Origin of the sequence: Micromonospora sp. MH99, from assembly GCF_021442385.1 — a bacterium.
Lineage (GTDB): Bacteria > Actinomycetota > Actinomycetes > Mycobacteriales > Micromonosporaceae > Micromonospora.
On the sequence record NZ_MUZA01000008.1, the window covers coordinates 134835 to 153423 of the forward strand.

An 18589-nucleotide genomic window follows, 5' to 3' on the forward strand; every position below is an offset into this window, starting at 1 on the left:
CTGCGCTACGAGGGCAGCACGCTGCGTCGACACTGTGGCCGGCGGGCGGTCACGGGGCTGGTCACCGGCGCGCGTTCCGGTATCGTGACCGGCGGTCTCCGCCAGCAGGCCGCCGACCGGCGCCGGCGGGGACGCCGCCGCGCAGAGTTCACCGGGGGCCGGCGGTCGACGGAAGGACGCTGTCGTGCCCAGGACCAGGCTCAGTCAGCGGCGCGTTCGCCGCGTACTGCTCCCTCTGCTCGCCGCCGTGGCGCTGGTGCTCGCGGGCGGGTTGCCCGCGTACGCGGAGCCCGGTGAGGGCGGCACCAAGAAGTTGCAGGACGCGCTGGAGTTGACCGCCAAGGGCCACATCGAGGCCAAGGCCAAGCTGGACAACTCCAAGCGCCGCCAGACGGCGTTGACCGGCGAGTTGAAGGCCGTCGAGGTTCGGCTGGTCGGGCTCACCGCCCAGGTCGGCGAGGTGGCCGCGCAGTCGTACCGGGCGGGTCGGCTCACCCCGACGGCGATGCTGCTCAACACCGCCACGCCGCAGGCGTTCCTGCAACGCGCCGCCGACCTCGACCTGATGGCCCAGCGGGACAGCAAGCGGCTGCGTGATCTCACCGAGGCGAAGCAGCAGGCCCAGCAGGCCAAGATCGCCATCGACACCGAGGTCCGCGAGCAGCAGAAGCAGCTCGCCGTGATGGCGAAGAAGAAGAAGGAGGCCGAGGCGGCTCTCGCCGAGGTCAGCTCGGGCAGCAGCAACGGTTTCAGCGGCGGCAGCTCCACGTCCGCGAAGCCCGCGCCGCGCAACTCCGACGGGTCCTGGCCGTCGGAGTCCTGCTCGGTGAAGGACCCGACGACCTCGGGTTGCATCACCCCGCGCACCCTCAACGCCCTGAAGCAGACCCAGGCCGCCGGCTACAAGCGGTACGTCTCCTGCAAGCGTGAGGGCGGCGGCGGCGAACACCCGAAGGGGCGGGCCTGCGACTTCTCGGCCGCCGCGGGCGGCTTCGAGGACAAGAACGCGACAGGCGGCGACAAGGCGTACGGGGACAGCCTGGCCGCCTGGCACGTGCGCAACGCCGACCGACTGGGTGTGCTCTACGTGATCTGGTACCGGCAGATCTGGCATCCGGGCACCGGGTGGCGGTCGTACAGCGGCAGCGGCAGCCCGGCCGCCAGCCACACGAACCATGTTCATCTCTCGATGTACTGACCCGGGACGCCCGCTTCGCTGCGTACCATCGCGACGATGAGCTCCCCATCGTCCGACGTCGCGACCACGCCGGTTTCCTCGGACCCGTCCGTGCCGGTCACCGGCCGGGCGCTGCCGGGTGGCCTGGCCGCCTTCCTGGTCTTCTTCGCAAGCGGCGCCGTTCTGGTGCTCGAGACTGTCGCGCTGCGACTGGTCGGCCCGTACGTCGGGGTGACCCTCCAGGTGACCAGCTCGGTCATCGGCATCGCGCTGGCCGCGATCGCGTACGGGGCGTGGGCCGGCGGCTGGCTCGCCGACCGGCGTGACCCGCGCGGCCTGCTGGCGCCCGCGCTGGTGCTGGCCGGCATCGCCACCGCCGTGACCCTGCCCGTGGTCCGCTACGCCGGGGAGGTCCTGCGGGGCGGGGCGGCCAGCGCCATCCTGCTGCTGGTGGCGCTCGCCGTGTTCGTGCCGGCGGCGCTGTTGGCCGCGGTCACCCCGCTGGTGGTCAAGCTCCAACTCGCCGACCTGCGTCGTACCGGTCAGGTGGTCGGCCGGCTGTCCGGCATCGGCACCCTGGGCGGCATCACCGCCACCCTGCTCACCGGGTTCGTGCTGGTCGCCGCCCTGCCCAGCACCGTCATCCTGCTGTCGCTGGCCGTGGCGCTCGGGCTGGCCGGCATCGGCCTGGGGTGGTATCTGCGGCGGCAGGCGGGCACCGACCTGCCCGGTCCGGCCCGTACCCGGGCCGCGCTGGCCGTGCTCGGCCTGCTCGGGGCGGGACTGTCCACCGTCGCGCCGAACCCGTGCGACATCGAGACCGCGTACCACTGCGCCCGGGTCACCACTGACCCGCACCGGCCCAGCGGCCGGACGCTGCTGCTCAACTCGGCCCAGCACTCGTACGTCGACCTGGCCGACCCGAAGCACCTGGAGTACGCGTACACCAAGTGGATCGGCGCGGTCGCCGACGTGGTCGCGCCGGCCGGGCAGCGGTTGGACGCGCTGCACCTGGGCGGCGGCGGGTTCACCGTGCCGACGTACCTGAGCGCCACCCGGCCGGGCACCGACAACGTGGTGTTCGAGATCGACGGCGGGCTCGTCGAGCTGGGCGAGCGGGAACTGGGCGTACGCCCGGGGCCGGGCCTGCGGACGGTGGTGGGCGACGCCCGGATGCTTGTCGCCGGCGAACCGGCGGACAGCCGCGACCTGGTCGTCGGCGACGCGTTCGGCCACCTGGTGGTGCCCTGGCACCTGTCGACCCGGGAGATGGCCGCCGAGATCCGGCGGGTGACCCGCCCCGGCGGCGTGTACGTGCAGAACGTCATCGACTACCCGCCACTGCGGTTCATCCGCGCCGAACTGGCCACGGTGGCCGCCGAGTTCACGCACGTCGCGTTGATCGCCCCGCCGGAGGCGCTCGCCGAGGAGCGGGGCAGCAACTTCCTCATCGTCGGCTCCGACGCGCCGCTGCCGCTGGCCGCCGTCCGCGCCCGCCTCGACGAGGTCGACCCGAGCGTCAGCCTGCTCTCCGGCGCGGACCTCACGGATTTCGTCGGCGGGGCGATGGTGCTGACCGACGACTACGCCCCGGTGGACCAACTGCTGGCGACCGCCTGAACGGGTGATATTCCTGACCGATTCCGATCCTTCAGGTGTAGCCCGTTCTCCTGCGGGCAACAACGGCCACCATGGGCGGTGGGGACCGGAACGGTGCGCAACTCCTCGATGAGCGGTACCGGCTCATCGAGCAGCTCGGCGCGGGCGGCATGTCCGTGGTCTGGCGCGGTTACGACGAAGTGCTGGGCCGCCAGGTCGCGGTGAAGGTGCTGGCCTCGCGGCTGGCCAGCGACCGGGCCTTCCGGCACCGGATCCGCGTCGAGGCGCAGGCCGCCGCGCGGCTCTGCCACCCCAACATCACCAACGTGTACGACTACGGCGAGTCCCACCAGGTCGGCCTCACCGTGCCGTACGTGGTTATGGAGCTTGTCGACGGCGGTTCGCTGGCCGGCCGACTGGGCCGGGAGATGCGGCTGCCGTGGCGGGAGGCGGTGACCATCGGCGCGGAGGTCAGCTCGGCGCTGGCCACCGCGCACGCTCGTGGGGTCGTGCACCGCGACGTCACCCCGGGCAACGTCATGCTCACCTCGACCGGGGTGAAGGTGGTCGACTTCGGTATCTCCGCGCTGGTCGGGGAGAGCGAGAAGGGGCCGGACGGCGCGCTGCTCGGCACGCCCGCCTACCTCGCGCCGGAGCGGCTGGACAACGGCCAGGTCTCCCCGGCCACCGACGTGTACGCCGTGGGGCTGCTGCTCTACCGGATGCTCACCGGCCGGCTGCCGTGGGAGGCGAACACGACCACGCAGATGCTGCGTGCGCACATGTACAGCGACCCGGACCCGATGCCGGCGGTGCCCGGGCTGCCCGACGCGGTGACCGACCTGGTGCGGCGCTGCCTGGCCAAGCGCCCCGCCGACCGGCCGAGCACCGCCGAGCTGGCCCGCACCCTGGCCGAGGCGGCCGGCATGCTGGCGGCGGTGCCGGTGTCGCCGGCCGGCGGTCCGCTGGATCCCGCCGCGCTGGCCAACGCCGGCACCACGATCCTGCCCTGGTCGGCCGAGACGGACGCGCTTCCGCTGTCGCGTACCCGGCGCAGCCGCGACCGACGGGTGAGCCGGCGGCGGCGGGTGGAGGCCGGGGTGGCAGCCGTCGGGCTCATCGCGGTCACCGGGGCGATGTGGGGGTTCACCTCCCGCAGCCCGGCCAGCGGCGAGGACCGGCCCACCACCGAGGCGCGGATGGGCCTGCCCGAGCCGGCGCCCTGCGAGGTGGCGTACGCGCTGCGCACCGACTCCGGCAAGGACTTCACCGCCGAGCTGACCCTGACCAACACCGGTGACCACGAGCTGCGGGACTGGACGATGAACTTCACGTTCCCCGGGCAGCAGACGGTGACGAAGGCGGAGCCCGCCCCGGTGCAGCAGCAGGGCGGCACCGTGCAGATCCGACCCGCGGCACAGCGGACGACCCTGGCGCCGGGCGCGGCCGAGAAGCTCACCCTCGCCGGGACGTACAGCGGGGCCAACCCGCTGCCGGTGGAGTTCCGGCTCGGTGACGCCACCTGCGGCGTACGCGTCTCCGGGGTGGCCGGGACGACCCCGTCCACGGCCCCGCCGGCCAAGCCGGCCCCGACGAAGGCGCCGACCAAGAAGACGACGAAGACCACCACGAAGGTCGCTCCCAAGGCGCCGGCGCCGAAGGCACCGGAGAAGGAGAAGGCGAAGGCACCGAAGCCCGCGACCGCGAAGGGGCCGGGTGGTCCGGGAAAAGGGTGAAGGTGCCTGAGGGGCACGCTCGCCACCCGAGGTGAGGCGTCAGCGTCGCCCCGCGAACCGCTGCACCTGGTCGATCCCGCCCTCCACGACCAGCACCCCGCCCTGCGGCAGTTCGGTGTCGTCCGAGGCGTACCGGAAGCGTTCACCCGGCACCTTCGCGCCGATCACCCGGACCCCGTAGCGCTCCTCCGGGCGCAGGTCGAGCAGGGTGCGACCGGCCAGCGACTGCGGCACGCGGACGGTGGCGATCGCGAAGTCGTCGTCGAACTCGATGAAGTCGAGCAGCCGGCTGACGATCAGATGCGCCACCCGGTCCCCGGTCTCCGCCTCCGGAAAGATCACGTGGTGCGCGCCCACCGACGACAGGATCTTGGCGTGCTTCTGCGAGGTGGCGCGGGCCCAGATCTGCGGCAGACCCAGCTCGACCAGCGCCAGCACGGTGAGCACGCTCGCCTCCACCGAGGCCCCGATGGCCACCACGGCCCGGTCGAAGCTGGTGACGCCGAGCTGCCGCAGGGCGCCATCCTCGGTCGCGTCCGCCTGGACCACCCGGTCAAGTTGGGTCGAGAAGCGCTGCACCTGATCCGGGTCGCGGTCGATGGCCAGCACCTCACGGTCCATCCGGGTGAGAGCGCCGGCCAGGTGGCACCCGAACCGGCCCAGCCCGATCACCACGATGCCGCTGCCGTCCGATCGTCTCGCCGACACCTCGACCCTCCTTCTCGTCAGCCGACAATTGGTTGTTCCTGGGGATAGCGGTAGAGCCTGCGGCGGGTGTTCAGCGCGATCGCCGACCCGAGGGTGAGCGGCCCGACCCGGCCGATGAACATCAGCACCGTCAACACCACCTGGCCGCTGGCCGGCAGCTCGCTGGCCAGGCCGATGGTCAGCCCGGTGGTGCTGAACGCGGAGGTGACCTCGAACAGGGCGGCGATGAACCGCACGCCCTCGGTGAGCAGCAACAGCAGCATCGTTCCGGCAGTGACCAGCGCGACGCTGATCAGGGCCACGGTGACGGCCTGCCGCTGACTCGCGGTGGCCACCCGGCGGTGCCCGACCATCACGTCGGGCTCGCCGCGCAGCTCCGCCCAGATGGTGAACGCCAGCAGGAAGAACGTGGACACCTTGATGCCACCGGCCGTGCTGGCGCTGCCGCCGCCGATGAACATCAACACGATCAGCAGCGGGTAACTCTCCTCCTGCAGGTCCTGGATGTTCAGCACGCTGAAACCACCGGTGCGGCTCAACGCGATCTGGGTGAACGACGCGAGCACCTTGCCCTCGGCGTCGTACAGGCCGATGGTGCTGACGTTGGTCCACTCGGCGGCGAGCAGGCCGGCGAAGCCGAGCAGCAGCAGTGCCACGCTGCCCCAGATGGTCAGCTTGGTGGCCACCGCCCAACGCGCCGGCCGGCGCCACTCGCGTACGGCCTCGAACAGGGCCGGGAACCCGAGCCCGCCGACGATGGCACCGAACGCCAGCGGCAGCGACACCCACGGATCGCGGTCGAACGCCAGCAGCCCGTCCGAGTAGAGCGCGAATCCGCCGTTGTTGAACGCCTGGATGGCATGGAACACGCCGGACCAGAGGGCCCGACCGGGTGTGTAGTCGTACGCCCACCAGAGCCGGCCGGCGACCAGCGCGGTCATCACCGCCTCACACGCGAAGACGGTCACCGCGATCCGGCGCAGCAGCCGGGCCACGTCACCGACCCCGAACTCCGCCGTCTCGGCCTGCACCAGCAGCCGGTTGCGCAGCCCGAGCTGGCGCGAGACGACGAGGATGACAAGCGCCGCGACGGTGAGGATGCCCAGGCCGCCGAGCTGGGTGAGCAGGGTGATCACCACCAGACCCCCGCCGGACCAGTAGTTGGGGGTGTCGGTGACGGCCATGCCGGTGACGGACACCGCCGAGGTGGCGGTGAACAGGGCGGTGACCAGGGGCGGACGTTGGTGCTGGACTGTCGACCAGCGCGTCAGCAGCAGCGCGGTGCCGAGCAGGATCGGCACCAGGAACCCCAGCGGCACCAGCCGCACGGGGTTGCGGAGTAACCGGCGCACCAGACAATCTTCCTTTTCCGGATGACCGCCCGAGTGGGAACGCCCATTCCGGAGATTCACCTGCCGGCCAGTCATCGACCAACTCCCGGTCAATCGCGGGCGGTCTGCTGTCTGCGACAACCCTCGATGACAGGAGACGGCGTTGCGACGTACCCTCTCGATCTTCGGCGTGGCCGGCGCGCTGCTCGCCGCCGCCGTGGCCGTTCCCACCATGGCCGCCGCCGACCCCTCGACCGGAGCGGACCGCGCCCGAGGCACCGACCGGCCGATCGTCATCGGTCACCGGGGCGCCAGCGGCTACCGGCCGGAGCACACCCTGGAGGCGTACCGGCTGGCGATCCGGACGGGCGCCGACTACGTCGAGCCGGACCTGGTGTCCACCTCCGACGGTGTCCTGGTCGCCCGGCACGAGAACGAGATCTCCGGCACCACCGACGTGTCGACGCACCCGGAGTTCGCCGCCCGCAAGGCGACGAAGACCATCGACGGTGTCGCCGTGACCGGCTGGTTCACCGAGGACTTCACCCTGGCCGAGCTCAAGACGCTGCGGGCCAAGGAGCGGCTGCCGCAGGTCCGCGTGGCGAACACCGCCTTCGACGGCCGCTTCGAGGTGCCCACCCTCCAGGAGGTCATCGACCTCGCTCGCACCGAGGGGCGGGCACGGGGCCGCACCATCGGCATCTACCCGGAGACCAAGCACCCGAGCTACTTCACGTCGATCGGCCTGCCGCTGGAGGAGCCGCTGCTCGCGGTGCTGCGGCGGAACAAGCTGGACCGGAAGAACTCGCCGGTCTTCATCCAGTCGTTCGAGACGGCCAACCTGCGCCGGCTGAGCCGGATGACCGACGTGAAGCTCGTCCAGCTGCTCGACGCGACAGGCCGCCCGTACGACTTCACCGTCGCCGGCGACACCCGCAGCTACCAGGACCTCGCCACGGCGGCCGGCCTGAAGTGGATTGCCGGCTACGCCGACGGCATCGGGGCGAACAAGAATTTGATCGTGCCCCGCGACGCCGCCGGCAAGCTGCTCGCCCCGACGAACGTGGTACGCGACGCGCACCGCGAGCGGCTGCTCGTGCACGCGTGGACGTTCCGCGCGGAGAACCAGTTCCTTCCCGTGGACTTCCGGATCGGCACCGACCCGAACGCGCGCGGCGACATCACGTCCGAGTACGAACTCTTCCTCGGCCTGGGTCTGGACGGCGTGTTCAGCGACCACCCGGACACCGCCGTCGCCGCCCGCGCCGGCCTCTGACCCAGTCCGAGCCGCGAGACCACCCGCAAGATCGTGCTCGATCCAGGAAGTAGTGGCCTCGCCGCGCCCCGGAGGCCACTACATCCACGATCGAGCACGATCTCGACGGGGCGAAGCGCGGCACGAGACGGCAACATCAGGGAAATTGCTGTCTCGGGGCCGGCGGAGGCAGCAACATCAGGGAAGTTGCGACGATCTTCGCCTGCTCGACCATCGAGGGGCGGCGGGTCGGCGGCGGTGCCCGCAGCCGGCGGACCACGGCGGCCTGCGGCTGACGGCGGATGGCGGATAGCGGATGGCTCAGGGCGACACACCCGTCGATCCATTTGCGGCGCTTACGGCCATCGGGAGGCCGGCGCGGAGGGTGGTAGTGCGGTCCGCTGTTACCCCGGGCCACCCCCTTCCGGTTACTTGTGTGTTTCCGCCACATAGCCCGTGGGTGACGTCACTTCTAGCGTGAGCCGACAACACAGCATCCTGTCCTCACCTGGAGTCGCGATGACGGTCCGGCACACGCGGCGGGCGTTCCTCTCCGCCGCCACGATGATGGCTGCGGCGCTCGCCGCAACGGCCTGCGGTAGCCCGCAGGACACCGCCACCGGCGGCGGCGACAACGCCGCCCCGGTCAAGGTCGGCCTGGTGTACTCCCAGTCGGGAGCCCTGGCCAGCTACGGAAAGCAGTACGTCGAGGGGTTCAAGGCGGGGCTGGACTTCGCCACCAAGGGCACCGGCAAGGTGGGTGACCGGAAGATCGAGCTGACCGAGGTCGACGACGCCGGTGACCCGGCCAAGGCGGTCTCCGCCGCGAAGGACCTGATCGGCAAGGGTACGAAGATCATTGCCGGTTCGACCGCGTCCGGTGTGGCGCTCCAGGTCGCGCCGATCGCGGCGCAGAACAAGGTTCTCTTCATCTCCGGCCCGGCCGCGACCGACGCGGTGACCGGGGCCAACAAGTACACGTTCCGCTCGGGCCGGCAGTCCTACCAGGACGTGGTGACCGCCAAGTCGTTCATCGGCGACCCGGCCGGCAAGAAGGTGGTGGTCTTCGCCCAGGACGGCGCGTTCGGCGACGCCAACGAGGCGGCCGTCAAGGCGGTCATCGGTAGCGCGGGCGCCACCGTGAGCAGCGTCCGGGCACCGGCCAGCGCCACCGAGTTCACGCCGTTCGCCAGCCAGATCAAGGCGGCCAAGCCGGACCTGCTCTTCGTGGCCTGGGCCGGCACGACCGCACCGGCCATGTGGCAGACGCTCGACCAGCAGGGAGTGCTCTCCTCCACCACTGTCGTCACCGGGCTGGACATCCGGGCCTCCTGGCCGACCTTCGGCGCGGCCGGCGCGAAGATCTCCTTCCTGTCGCACTACTTCGACGGTGCGTCCGACACCGAGGCCAGCAAGGCCCTCAAGGCGAAGGTCAGCACCATCGACCTGTTCCACCCGGACGGCTTCGCCGCCGCCCAGATGGTGGTCCGCGCCGCGCAGGAGGGTGGGGACGACGTCGACAAGATGGTCACCGCGCTGGAGGGCTGGAGCTTCGACGGGGTCAAGGGCAAGATGACCATCCGGGCCGCCGACCACGCGCTGCTCCAGCCGATGTTCCAGGCCAAGCTGACCGGCAGCGGCACCGCCTTCACGGCGACCGCGCAGAAGAGCCTCACCGGTGACGAGACCGCGCCGCCGGCCGTGGCGATGAAGGGCTGAGAAATGCTCGCCACCCGCGGTCTGACCTGGCGGATCGGTGAGGTCGCCATCGTCGACAGCGTCTACCTCGACCTGGCGCCCGGGGAGTTCCTGGGCGTGATCGGGCCGAACGGCGCCGGCAAGACGTCACTGTTCAACCTGATCACCGGCCTGCGCCGGGCCACTGAGGGTCGGATCACCCTGGACGGGCAGGACATCGGTGGGCTTGCGCCGCACCGGCGGGCCCGCCTCGGTCTGGGCCGTACCTTCCAGGCGTCGTCGGTCTTCGGCTCGCTCAGCGTGCGGGAGAACGTCCGGCTCGCCGTGCAGGCGCACCGCGGGGGCTCGATGGCACTGTGGCGGCGGGCGGCGGCCGACCGGGAGGTCGCCGCCGCCGCCGACGCGGCGCTCGACCGGGTCGGCCTCGCCCACCGGGGTACGGCGCTGGCCGGCACCCTGGCGCACGGCGAGAAGCGCAAGCTGGAGATCGCTCTGCTGCTCGCCGGTGAACCGCGGGTGATGCTGCTCGACGAGCCGATGGCCGGCGTCAGCGCCGAGGACGTGCCCGAGCTGGTCGCCGTCATCAAGTCGTTGACCGGGGACAGCGGTCGGGCGGTGCTGATGGTCGAACACCACATGGACGTGATCCTGGAGCTGGCCGACCGGATCGCCGTCATGCACCACGGCGCGCTGCTGGCCTGCGACACCCCGGAGACGGTGATGGCGAACCCCACAGTGCAAGAGGCCTACCTGGGGGAGTCGCTGTGAGCGCGAGGAGTGAGCCGGGTTTGCGAGCCCCGCAGTCGCGAACGGAAGCGGCTCAGCTGGAACCGATTCTCACCGTGGAGGACCTGTCGGTCCGGATCTCCGGGCTGCACATCCTCCAGGGCGTGTCCTTCACCGTCGCCCCGACCGGGGTGACAGTCCTGCTCGGCCGCAACGGGGTCGGCAAGACCACCACGTTGCGCGCGATCGTCGGTCTCACCCCGCCCGCCGGCGAGGTCCGCGGCACGATCCGGATGGGCGCGCAGAGTCTGCTGGCCCGCCCCACGCACCGGCTGGTCCGCGGTGGGCTCGGCTACGTGCCCGAGGACCGCTGCGTGTTCGCCGGCCTCACCGTCGCGGAGAACCTGCGGCTCGCCGAGCGGCGGGGCACCACTCCGGCGTACGACAAGGTCTTCGCGCTCTTTCCGGAGCTGGACCGGCGCGGACGCCAACGGGCGGGTTCGCTCTCCGGCGGGCAGCAGCAGATGCTCGCGATCGGGCGGGTGCTGCTCAACGACAACCGGCTGCTGCTGGTCGACGAGCCGACCAAGGGGTTGGCGCCGAAGGTGGTGACCGAGGTGGCCGAGGTGTTGGAACGGGTCGCGGAGTCGGTGCCGGTGCTGCTCGTGGAGCAGAACCTGGCGGTCGTACGCCGGCTGGCCCGCGACGCGGTGGTGCTCTCCGCCGGCCGGGTCGCCTGGACCGGCAACGCGCAGGACCTGCTGCTGGAGACCGCGCTGACGAAGTCGCTGCTGGGTGTGGGCGCGGAGGTCAGGGCATGAGCACGGTGATCCTGTTGACGTTGACCGGGCTGGGCCTGGCGGCGCTGTACTTCCTGGTCGCGTCCGGCCTGTCCCTGGTCTTCGGCCTGGCCGACGTGCTCAACTTCGCGCACGGGCTGTTCCTCGGCGTCGGCGCGTACGGCACCTGGTGGGCGGCGGGCAACCTGCCGGGCGCCGGCCCGGACGGGTTCGGCTTCGTGTTCGCTGTCGCCTTCGGGGTGGCCGCCGGCACGCTGGTGGCGATCCTGGTCGAGTTGGTGCTGATCCGCCCGCTGTACTCGCGCACCATCGAGCAGGTGCTGGTCACCGTCGGGCTGTCGCTGGCCGGGGTGGCGCTGCTCCAGGCCACCTGGGGTGCGGACGCCCGGCCGTTCCCGCGCCCGGACTGGACCCGGCAGGTGACCGGGATCCTCGGCGCCCAGGTGCCCAACGGTGGCCTGTTGCTGATCGTCGCGGCGGTGCTGGTGCTCGGCGCGATCCTGGCGTTCCTGCGGTGGACCCGCTATGGCCTGGTGATCCGGGCCGGAGTGGAGAACCGGGAGATGGTCACCGCTCTCGGCATCGACGTGCGCAAGGCGTTCACCCTGGTCTTCGCGATCGGCGGGGCCGCTGCCGCGCTCGCCGGCGCGCTCGGCGGCGTCTACTTCGGCACCGTCTCGCCCGGTCAGGGCGGCTCGCTGCTGATCTTCGCGTTCATCGTGGTGGTGATCGGCGGGATGGGCTCGGTGGTCGGCTCCGCGTACGCGGCGGTCGTGGTCGGGCTGGTGCAGCAGTTCGTCAACTACTACGGCACGTCCGGGCTGGGCGACATCTGCGTGGTCGGCCTGCTGGCCGTGGTGCTGCTGCTGCGCCCGCAGGGCATCGCCGGAAAGGTGGCAACGGCATGACGGTCATCGACGCGCCTCCCGCGCAGGTACCCGACGAACTGACCCCGCAGCGGGGGCGGTGGCACCGGGTCCGCCCGTTCCTGCCACTGGTTGCGCTGGTCGTGATGGCGATCCTGCCGTACTCGACGATCTCCCTGCCGGGGATCTTCGAGGGGCCGGTCAACTCGCCCGGCACCCTGCAACTGCTCGCCATCTGCCTGATCTTCGGCGGGCTGGCGGCCGGGTACGACCTGCTCTTCGGCCGGACCGGCATGCTGTCCTTCGGGCACGCGCTGTACTTCGCCGCAGGTGTCTACGGCACCGACATCCTGGTCACCCGGGCCGGCCTGCCGCTGTGGCAGGCGGCGCTGCTGACCATCACCGGCGGCACGATCCTCGCCGCGCTGCTCGGCGCTGTGGCGCTGCGGACCGTGGGCATCGCGTTCGCCATGGTCACCCTGGCCTTCGCGCAGGTCGGCGCGATCCTGGTAGCCCGGGACTTCGGTGGGCTGACCGGTGGCGAGGAGGGTCTGCCGCTGGACGTGTCCGGGCTGCCCGCCGGGCTGGTGGGGGTGACCAACACGGTCAACCTGTACTGGTTGGCGTTGGCGTACCTGACGCTTGTGGTGTTCGTCGTGCACCGGGTCAGCGGGTCGCCGACCGGGCGGGTGCTCGCCGGGCTGCGCGACGACGAGCGGCGGATCGGTGTGCTCGGGCTGGACCCGTACCGCTACAAGCTGGTGGCGTTCACCCTGGCCGGCGGGCTGGCCTCGGCGGGCGGGGTGGTCTACGTCCTGATCGTCGGCGGCGCGTCACCGCACATCACGTCCTCCGAGCTGACCCTGTCGCTGCTGGTCATGGTGGTGCTCGGCGGGCCGGGCACCCGGTGGGGGCCGGTGCTCGGCGGCGTCCTCTACATGTACCTGGACCACCGGCTCACCGCGTTCGGCACGAGCGACGCGGTCGACAACCTGCCGGCCGTCCTCAGCCACCCGCTGAGCCAGCCCCTGTTCGTCCTGGGCACGGTCTTCATCCTGGCCGTGTACTTCTTCCCCGGAGGCATGACCAGCCTCGCCCCCCGCCTCACCGCCCTGACCAGATCCCTCCGCCCGTCCCCCCGCAGGTGAACCCCCCCGTTGATCATGAAGTTATTGCCACGACACGCCGTCGCGGGTGGCGATAACTTCATGATCGACGGGGTTCTGCGGATGGGGAGGCAGTCAGGTGGGACAGCGGGTTGCGGTTGTCAGTGGGGGTGGGACCGGGATCGGGGCGGCCGTCGCGGGGGCGCTTGCCCGGGATGGGTACGACGTGCTGATCGTCGGGCGGCGGGTGGACGTGTTGACTGCTGCCGCCGACCGGATCTCCGCCGACTGCGGTCGGCCGGACGCCGTCACCGCCGTGACGGCGGACCTGACCGATCCTGGGCAGCTCGACGCGGTCCTCGCGGCGGTCGGTGACCGGGCGGTCGACGTGGTGGTCAACAACGCGGGCGGTTACCTGGCCGGGGACACCGACACGCTGGCCGGCACCGCCGCGCACTGGCGGGCCAACCTCGACGCCAACGTGCTCACCGCAGTGCTGCTGACCGAGGCGCTGCGGCCGGCGCTGCGTCGGCCCGGCGGTCGGGTGATCATGGTCAGTTCGATCGCCGCGCAGCGGGGCGGCGCTGACGCGTACGCGGCGGCGAAGGCGGCCCTGCACGGTTGGGCGTACACCCTGGCGGCGCAGCTCGGCCCGGAGCAGATCACGGTCAACGTGGTGAGCCCCGGCTACGTCGCCGAGACCGAGTTCTTCGGCGACCGGATGACACCCGAGGGGTACGCGAAGCGGGTCGCGGAGACCCTCGTCAAGCGTCCCGGACTGCCGGACGACATCGCCGAGGCGGTCCGCTATCTCGCCAGCCCGGCTGCCGGCTACGTGACCGGCCAGGTCCTCGGCGTCAACGGCGGCTCGGTCCTCGGCCGCTGAGCACGCCACGCCGATCCGCTGCGCACCGAGCACGCCACCGTCCGCGCACGACGACAGGGCGGCGGCCCCCCGTGTGGCCGCCGCCCTGTGCGTCGTGGATCAGCCGTTCAACAACTCGTACGCTCCCGCCGGCGCCTTCGTTGCGGCGGCGCCGGTCGGCGCGCTGATCTTCGGCGCGCTGCCGTAGTCGGCGTACTTCACGACGTAGTCGTACGCCTTCGCCTTGCCGGCTGCCGGCATCTTCAACGTCAGCGAGGCCAGGTGCTTGTCCGCGCCGACGACAGCGGTGAACGGCACCTTCTTGGCGGCCTCCCCGAGGGCCGCCGCCTCGCCCTCCTCCAGCGCCTTCGCCGCCTCCGTGTCGCTCACGTCGATGAACCCGGCGTACTGACCGGGGCTCTTCTCCTCGACCGAGGTGGCGGCCTGGATCAGCGGACCGGCGTTGCCCTGGTCCACGCCGTCGTACGTCGGGATGCTCGCGGCGTCGGTCAGCTTCGTGGGGTCCAGCTTCATCCACTTGTCGGGGAACTTCGGCAGGCCGGGACGGCCGCTGAACTTCGCCTTCACCCAGTTCTGGTCCTCGATCACCAGGAACGACATCTTCACCACGATGCCGTCGTCGGGCGGCATGACCATGTTGAGTTCGAATGCCTTCGCCGCCGGGTCGATCCGGCCGTCGATAGTGCTCGACGCGTCCTTGCCGCTGAACCGGAACGCCCCCTCGGTGCCGTCCGGGACGGCGTCGAGGAGCGCCTCCTTCGGGCTGACGCTCGGGCTGGCGGACGGGCTGCTCGGTGGCGCCGCGGCCGGTTCGCTCTTCGACCCGCAACCCGCGAGCAGGGTGGTCGAGGCCAGCACGGCGGCGGCCGTGAAGGCCGTCCGTCGGATGGTGCCGGCGGTGCCCGTTGCCTGTGTCATCGCACTTCTCTTTCTCGCTGCCTGGCTTCTGCCGACGACGATGCTGCCGGCCGGCACGGCGGTTCGGCTGCCGATATGCTGCCGTCCGGCTGCCGGGCACTGCCGTCCGGCTGTCCCGGGGGTGTCAGGAGCGGAAACTCGCATGTCAGGCCAACTGCGTTTCGAGATTCTCGGGCCTCAGCGGGCCTGGTACGCCGACCGGGAGATCGACCTCGGTCCGGGCAAGCAGCGCGCGGTGCTCGCCGTACTGCTGCTCTCCGCCGGTCGCCCGGTGTCCACAGGGCAGATCGTCGACGCGGTCTGGCCGGAGGAGCCACCCGCGAACGGCCCCAACGTCGTGCAGAAGTACGTGGCCGGACTGCGTCGGGTGCTGGAGCCGGACCGGTCGCCGCGTACGCCGGGGCAGGTGCTCAGCCTGACCGACGCCGGCTATCTGCTGCGGGTGAACCCCGAGGCGGTGGACGCGGTCCGCTTCGAACGGGGCGTGCAGGCGGTCCGGCAGCGGCATGCGGCCGGGAGTACCGAGCAGGCGCTGAGTGAGCTGGCCACCGCCCTGGACCTGTGGCAGGGGGAGCCGTTCACCGGCTTCACCGGACCGATCTTCGAGGCGGCCCGGCAGCGGCTGGTGGAGTTGCGGGCCGTCGCGTTGGAGACCCGGGCAGAGTTGACGCTGGACCTCGGCCGGCACCGTGAGGCGGTCGGCGAGCTGGTGGAGCTGGTGGCCGAGTTCCCGGTCCGGGAACGGCTGCGACACCAGCTCATGCTCGCGCTCTATCGCAGCGGGCGGCAGGCGGAGGCGCTCGCCGCCTACCGGGAGTTCGGCGACCTGCTCCGCGAGGAGTACGGCATCGAGCCGGGCGAGGTGTTGCAGGAACTCCACCGGCGCATCCTGCGCTCCGATCCGACCCTGGTGGTGGCGAAGCCCTCCACCGAACCGGAGACACCGCCGCCGGTGGTCGCCACGGCGCCCGAACCGGAGACACCGCCGCCGGTGGTCGCCACGGCGCCCGAACCGGAGACACCGCGGCCGGTGGTCGCCACGGCGCCCGAACCGGAGACGCCGCGGCCGGTGGTCGCACCCGCAGGTCTCATCCCCACCCAACCGGGACCGGCGGCGCCGACCGTCGTGTCAGCGCCGCCCCCGCTGCCCCTGCCGCCGCCTCCGTACTCGCCGCCTCCGGCGAGCGGCACGAAACCCCCGCGGCGGCAGGCGCCGCGCTGGGCGAGCAGGACCGTCACGATCCTCGGTACGGTGCTCGTCCTGCTCTCGTTCGGTTGCCTGACCTGGCTGGTGATCCTGGCCTACGCGGGTTGGCGCCGGAGTTGGCGCCTCGCGGTCGCGGGCGTGGGCTACCTCGCGCTGCTCGTCGTCGAGGTGACGATGCTCGACATCGAGAATCCGGACGCCGAGGTGCCCGGGCCGGAGGCGGTGACCTTCCTCGGCCTGGCCCTCATCACCTGGCTCGCCGGGGCGGTGCACGTGGTCCTGCTCAGCCGTGGCCTCTGGGAGGCGATCACCGGCAGACCGGACAGCGCCCGGGGTCGCGCCGACGAGGAGCGGCGCATCCGGCGGGAGCACGCCCGCTACCTGCTCTACCACTACCCGGCCGCCCGGGCCGAGCTGGGACTCGGCCGGCCCGACCTGCCCGGCACCTTCGACGACGGTGGACTGGTCGACGTCAACGCGGTCCCGGAGCAGGTGCTCACGGCCCTGCCCGGCCTGACGAGCGAGCAGGGCCGGCAGATCGTGGTGGACCGCTGGCTGCGCGGCCCGTACGCCTCGATGGAAGAGCTCGCGGCGCGCTGCCTGCTGCCTCCGAGTGCGACCGAGCCCCTGCGCGACCTGTTGCTCTTCCTGCCCCCGGCGTCCCGACCCGACGAGGCGCGAACGCGCGGATCGTGACCGGCACCTCCCGCGCGGCCCGGGGTTCTGACGGACGGCGCTGGTAGAAATGCCGGATGGGCGACGAACGGGCGGCGGTACGGGAGCGGGCCGAGGCGGTGCTGCGCCGGCTGGCCGGTGAGCACGCCCGACTGCGCGAGGATCAGTGGCGGGCCATCGAGGCGTTGGTCGTCGACCGGCGACGGGTGCTCTGCGTGCAGCGCACCGGTTGGGGCAAGTCCGCCGTCTACTTCGTGGCCACCGCCCTGCTGCGCGACAGTGGGCAGGGCGACCAGGCCGGCCCCACCGTCATCGTGTCGCCGCTGCTGGCGCTCATGCGCAACCAGGTGGAGGCCGCCGCGCGGGCCGGCATCCGGGCTCGCACGATCAACTCGGCCAACCTCGACGAGTGGGACGAGATCACCGCCGAGATCCAGGCCGGTGCCGTGGACGTGCTGCTGATCAGCCCGGAGCGGCTCAACAACCCGGACTTCCGCGACGGCGTGCTGCCGAAGCTGGCCGCGACGACAGGGCTGCTGGTGGTCGACGAGGCGCACTGCGTCTCCGACTGGGGTCACGACTTCCGGCCGGACTACCGGCGGCTGCGCACCTTCCTCGCCAACCTGCCGGAGCGCACGCCCGTGCTGGCCACCACCGCCACCGCCAACGCCCGGGTCACCCAGGACGTGGCCGAGCAGTTGGGTGACGCGCTCGTCCTGCGCGGCACGCTGGACCGCGAGTCGCTGCGGCTCGGCGTCCTCGACCTGCCCAGCCCGTCGCACCGGCTGGCCTGGCTCGCCGACCACCTGGACGAGCTGCCCGGGTCCGGCATCGTCTACACGCTCACCGTCGCGGCAGCGGGGGAGACGGCCGAGTTCCTGCGCTCCCGGGGCTATCCGGTCGCCTCGTACAGCGGGCAGTCCGACGACGCCGACCGGCGGGCCGCCGAACAGGACCTGCTCGACAACAAGATCAAGGCGTTGGTCGCCACCAGCGCCCTCGGTATGGGCTTCGACAAGCCCGACCTGGGCTTCGTCGTCCACCTCGGCGCACCACCCTCGCCGATCGCGTACTACCAGCAGGTCGGCCGCGCCGGCCGCGCCGTCGAGCACGCCGAGGTGCTGCTGCTGCCCGGCGTCGAGGACGCCGCGATCTGGCGGTACTTCGCCTCGTTGGCGTTCCCGCCCGAGCAGCAGGTCCGGGCCGTGCTGGCCGCCCTGCACACCGACCGTCCGCTCTCCACCCAGGCCCTCGAACCCCTCGTCGACCTGCGCCGGGCCCGCCTGGAGTTGATGCTCAAGGTCCTCGACGTGGACGGCGCGGTCCGCCGGGTGCGCGGTGGCTGGCTCGCCACCGGCGAGCCGTGGGTCTATGACGAGGCCCGGTTGCGCCGCGTCGCCGAGGCGCGCACCGTCGAGCAACAGGCCATGCGGGAGTACGCGACCACGTCCGACTGCCGGATGCGGTATCTACGGGAACGCCTGGACGACACCGAGGCGACCGACTGCGGCCGCTGCGACAGGTGCGCCGATCCGCTCTTCGCCGCCGACGTGTCGACTGCGGCGCTCGGCGCAGCGCAGACCTTCCTGGGTCGCCCCGGCGTGGAGATCGCCCCGAAGAAGCTCTGGCCGACCGGGCTGGACGCGGTGGGCGTACCGCTCAAGGGCCGGATCGCCCCCGCGGAGCAGGCGCTGCCCGGCCGTGCCGTCGGGCGCCTCTCCGACCTGGGCTGGGGTGGCCGGCTGCGGGCCCTGGTGGGCCCGGAGGCGCCCGACGCGCCGGTGCCCGACGACGTCGCCGGCGTGGTGGTCGAGGTGCTGAAGGCGTGGGCGCACGGCGACGACCCGTGGCCACGCCGCCCGGTCGGCGTGGTCGCGGTGGGCTCCCGCCGGCGGCCCCGG

At 72.0% G+C, this 18589-nt stretch carries 15 protein-coding genes; 12 read left to right on the top strand and 3 right to left on the bottom strand.

Features of this window, described 5'->3' with window-relative positions; translation table 11 throughout:
• Positions 1–184: 184 nt before the first annotated feature.
• The 3 genes from B0E54_RS06910 (at position 185) to B0E54_RS06920 (ending at position 4512) form a co-directional block, all read left to right on the top strand.
• Positions 185–1198: a hypothetical protein gene (locus B0E54_RS06910; RefSeq protein WP_234582418.1), complete on the top strand. Its 1014-nt coding sequence runs from the start codon at positions 185–187 to the stop codon at positions 1196–1198.
• Between the two features lie 36 nt (positions 1199–1234).
• Entirely contained in the window at positions 1235–2797 is a 1563-nt protein-coding gene (locus B0E54_RS06915; RefSeq protein ID WP_234582419.1) for a fused MFS/spermidine synthase, read from the top strand.
• A gap of 71 nt (positions 2798–2868) precedes the next feature.
• Positions 2869–4512 (top strand): serine/threonine-protein kinase, encoded by a 1644-nt coding sequence (locus B0E54_RS06920; RefSeq protein ID WP_234582420.1) that lies wholly within the window; start codon positions 2869–2871, stop codon positions 4510–4512.
• A gap of 39 nt (positions 4513–4551) precedes the next feature.
• Here the strand turns inward: B0E54_RS06920 and B0E54_RS06925 are convergent, their stop codons facing one another.
• Positions 4552–5220, bottom strand: coding sequence for a TrkA family potassium uptake protein (locus B0E54_RS06925; protein ID WP_234582421.1), 669 nt, complete (start codon positions 5218–5220; stop codon positions 4552–4554).
• 17 nt (positions 5221–5237) lie between these two features.
• On the bottom strand, positions 5238–6572 hold the full coding sequence (locus B0E54_RS06930) for a TrkH family potassium uptake protein (protein ID WP_234582422.1): 1335 nt from the start codon (positions 6570–6572) through the stop codon (positions 5238–5240).
• Between the two features lie 142 nt (positions 6573–6714).
• On the opposite strand from B0E54_RS06930, the gene B0E54_RS06935 reads away from it, so the two are divergent.
• The 7 genes from B0E54_RS06935 to B0E54_RS06965 all read left to right on the top strand — a co-directional run bounded on the left by B0E54_RS06935 (position 6715) and on the right by B0E54_RS06965 (position 13888).
• The gene (locus tag B0E54_RS06935) at positions 6715–7827 is read left to right on the top strand and encodes a glycerophosphodiester phosphodiesterase (RefSeq protein ID WP_234582423.1); all 1113 of its coding nucleotides are present in this window, start codon (positions 6715–6717) and stop codon (positions 7825–7827) included.
• 498 nt (positions 7828–8325) lie between these two features.
• The gene (locus B0E54_RS06940; RefSeq protein WP_234582424.1) at positions 8326–9525 is read left to right on the top strand and encodes a substrate-binding domain-containing protein; all 1200 of its coding nucleotides are present in this window, start codon (positions 8326–8328) and stop codon (positions 9523–9525) included.
• Between the two features lie 3 nt (positions 9526–9528).
• Positions 9529–10272, top strand: a complete 744-nt coding sequence (locus B0E54_RS06945; RefSeq protein WP_139586386.1) for an ABC transporter ATP-binding protein — start codon at positions 9529–9531, stop codon at positions 10270–10272.
• Between the two features lie 56 nt (positions 10273–10328).
• Positions 10329–11051 carry an ABC transporter ATP-binding protein gene (locus B0E54_RS06950; protein WP_234582437.1) on the top strand — a complete coding sequence of 241 codons (723 nt, stop codon included), beginning with the start codon at positions 10329–10331 and terminating at the stop codon, positions 11049–11051.
• Positions 11048–11938 (top strand): branched-chain amino acid ABC transporter permease, encoded by an 891-nt coding sequence (locus tag B0E54_RS06955; RefSeq protein WP_234582425.1) that lies wholly within the window; start codon positions 11048–11050, stop codon positions 11936–11938. Before B0E54_RS06950 ends, B0E54_RS06955 begins: the two co-directional genes overlap by 4 nt.
• Positions 11935–13044, top strand: coding sequence for a branched-chain amino acid ABC transporter permease (locus B0E54_RS06960; protein ID WP_234582426.1), 1110 nt, complete (start codon positions 11935–11937; stop codon positions 13042–13044). The genes B0E54_RS06955 and B0E54_RS06960 overlap by 4 nt, the downstream gene beginning before the upstream one ends.
• A 97-nt stretch (positions 13045–13141) precedes the next feature.
• A complete protein-coding gene (locus tag B0E54_RS06965; RefSeq protein ID WP_234582427.1) occupies positions 13142–13888 on the top strand; it encodes an SDR family NAD(P)-dependent oxidoreductase in 747 nt (248 codons plus the stop codon).
• 99 nt (positions 13889–13987) lie between these two features.
• Here the strand turns inward: B0E54_RS06965 and B0E54_RS06970 are convergent, their stop codons facing one another.
• Complete coding sequence (locus B0E54_RS06970) at positions 13988–14806, bottom strand: hypothetical protein (RefSeq protein ID WP_234582428.1); 819 nt, start codon at positions 14804–14806, stop codon at positions 13988–13990.
• Positions 14807–14948: 142 nt separating this feature from the next.
• Here B0E54_RS06970 and B0E54_RS06975 point away from each other — a divergent pair, with 142 nt between their 5' ends.
• Complete coding sequence (locus tag B0E54_RS06975) at positions 14949–16709, top strand: BTAD domain-containing putative transcriptional regulator (RefSeq protein WP_234582429.1); 1761 nt, start codon at positions 14949–14951, stop codon at positions 16707–16709.
• A 56-nt stretch (positions 16710–16765) separates the two neighbouring features.
• Positions 16766–18589 (top strand): ATP-dependent DNA helicase RecQ (locus B0E54_RS06980; RefSeq protein ID WP_234582430.1); only part of this gene is annotated, 1824 nt, incomplete at its 3' end.

Excerpts from the sequence above, each read along its gene's own strand:
- B0E54_RS06970 (WP_234582428.1), bottom strand. The coding sequence starts at position 14,806 with ATGACACAGGCAACGGGCACCGCCGGCACCATCCGACGGACGGCCTTC.
- B0E54_RS06945 (WP_139586386.1), top strand. The coding sequence starts at position 9,529 with ATGCTCGCCACCCGCGGTCTGACCTGGCGGATCGGTGAGGTCGCCATC.
- B0E54_RS06960 (WP_234582426.1), top strand. The coding sequence starts at position 11,935 with ATGACGGTCATCGACGCGCCTCCCGCGCAGGTACCCGACGAACTGACC.
- B0E54_RS06975 (WP_234582429.1), top strand. The coding sequence starts at position 14,949 with ATGTCAGGCCAACTGCGTTTCGAGATTCTCGGGCCTCAGCGGGCCTGG.
- B0E54_RS06955 (WP_234582425.1), top strand. The coding sequence starts at position 11,048 with ATGAGCACGGTGATCCTGTTGACGTTGACCGGGCTGGGCCTGGCGGCG.
- B0E54_RS06940 (WP_234582424.1), top strand. The coding sequence starts at position 8,326 with ATGACGGTCCGGCACACGCGGCGGGCGTTCCTCTCCGCCGCCACGATG.
- B0E54_RS06915 (WP_234582419.1), top strand. The coding sequence starts at position 1,235 with ATGAGCTCCCCATCGTCCGACGTCGCGACCACGCCGGTTTCCTCGGAC.
- B0E54_RS06920 (WP_234582420.1), top strand. The coding sequence starts at position 2,869 with ATGGGCGGTGGGGACCGGAACGGTGCGCAACTCCTCGATGAGCGGTAC.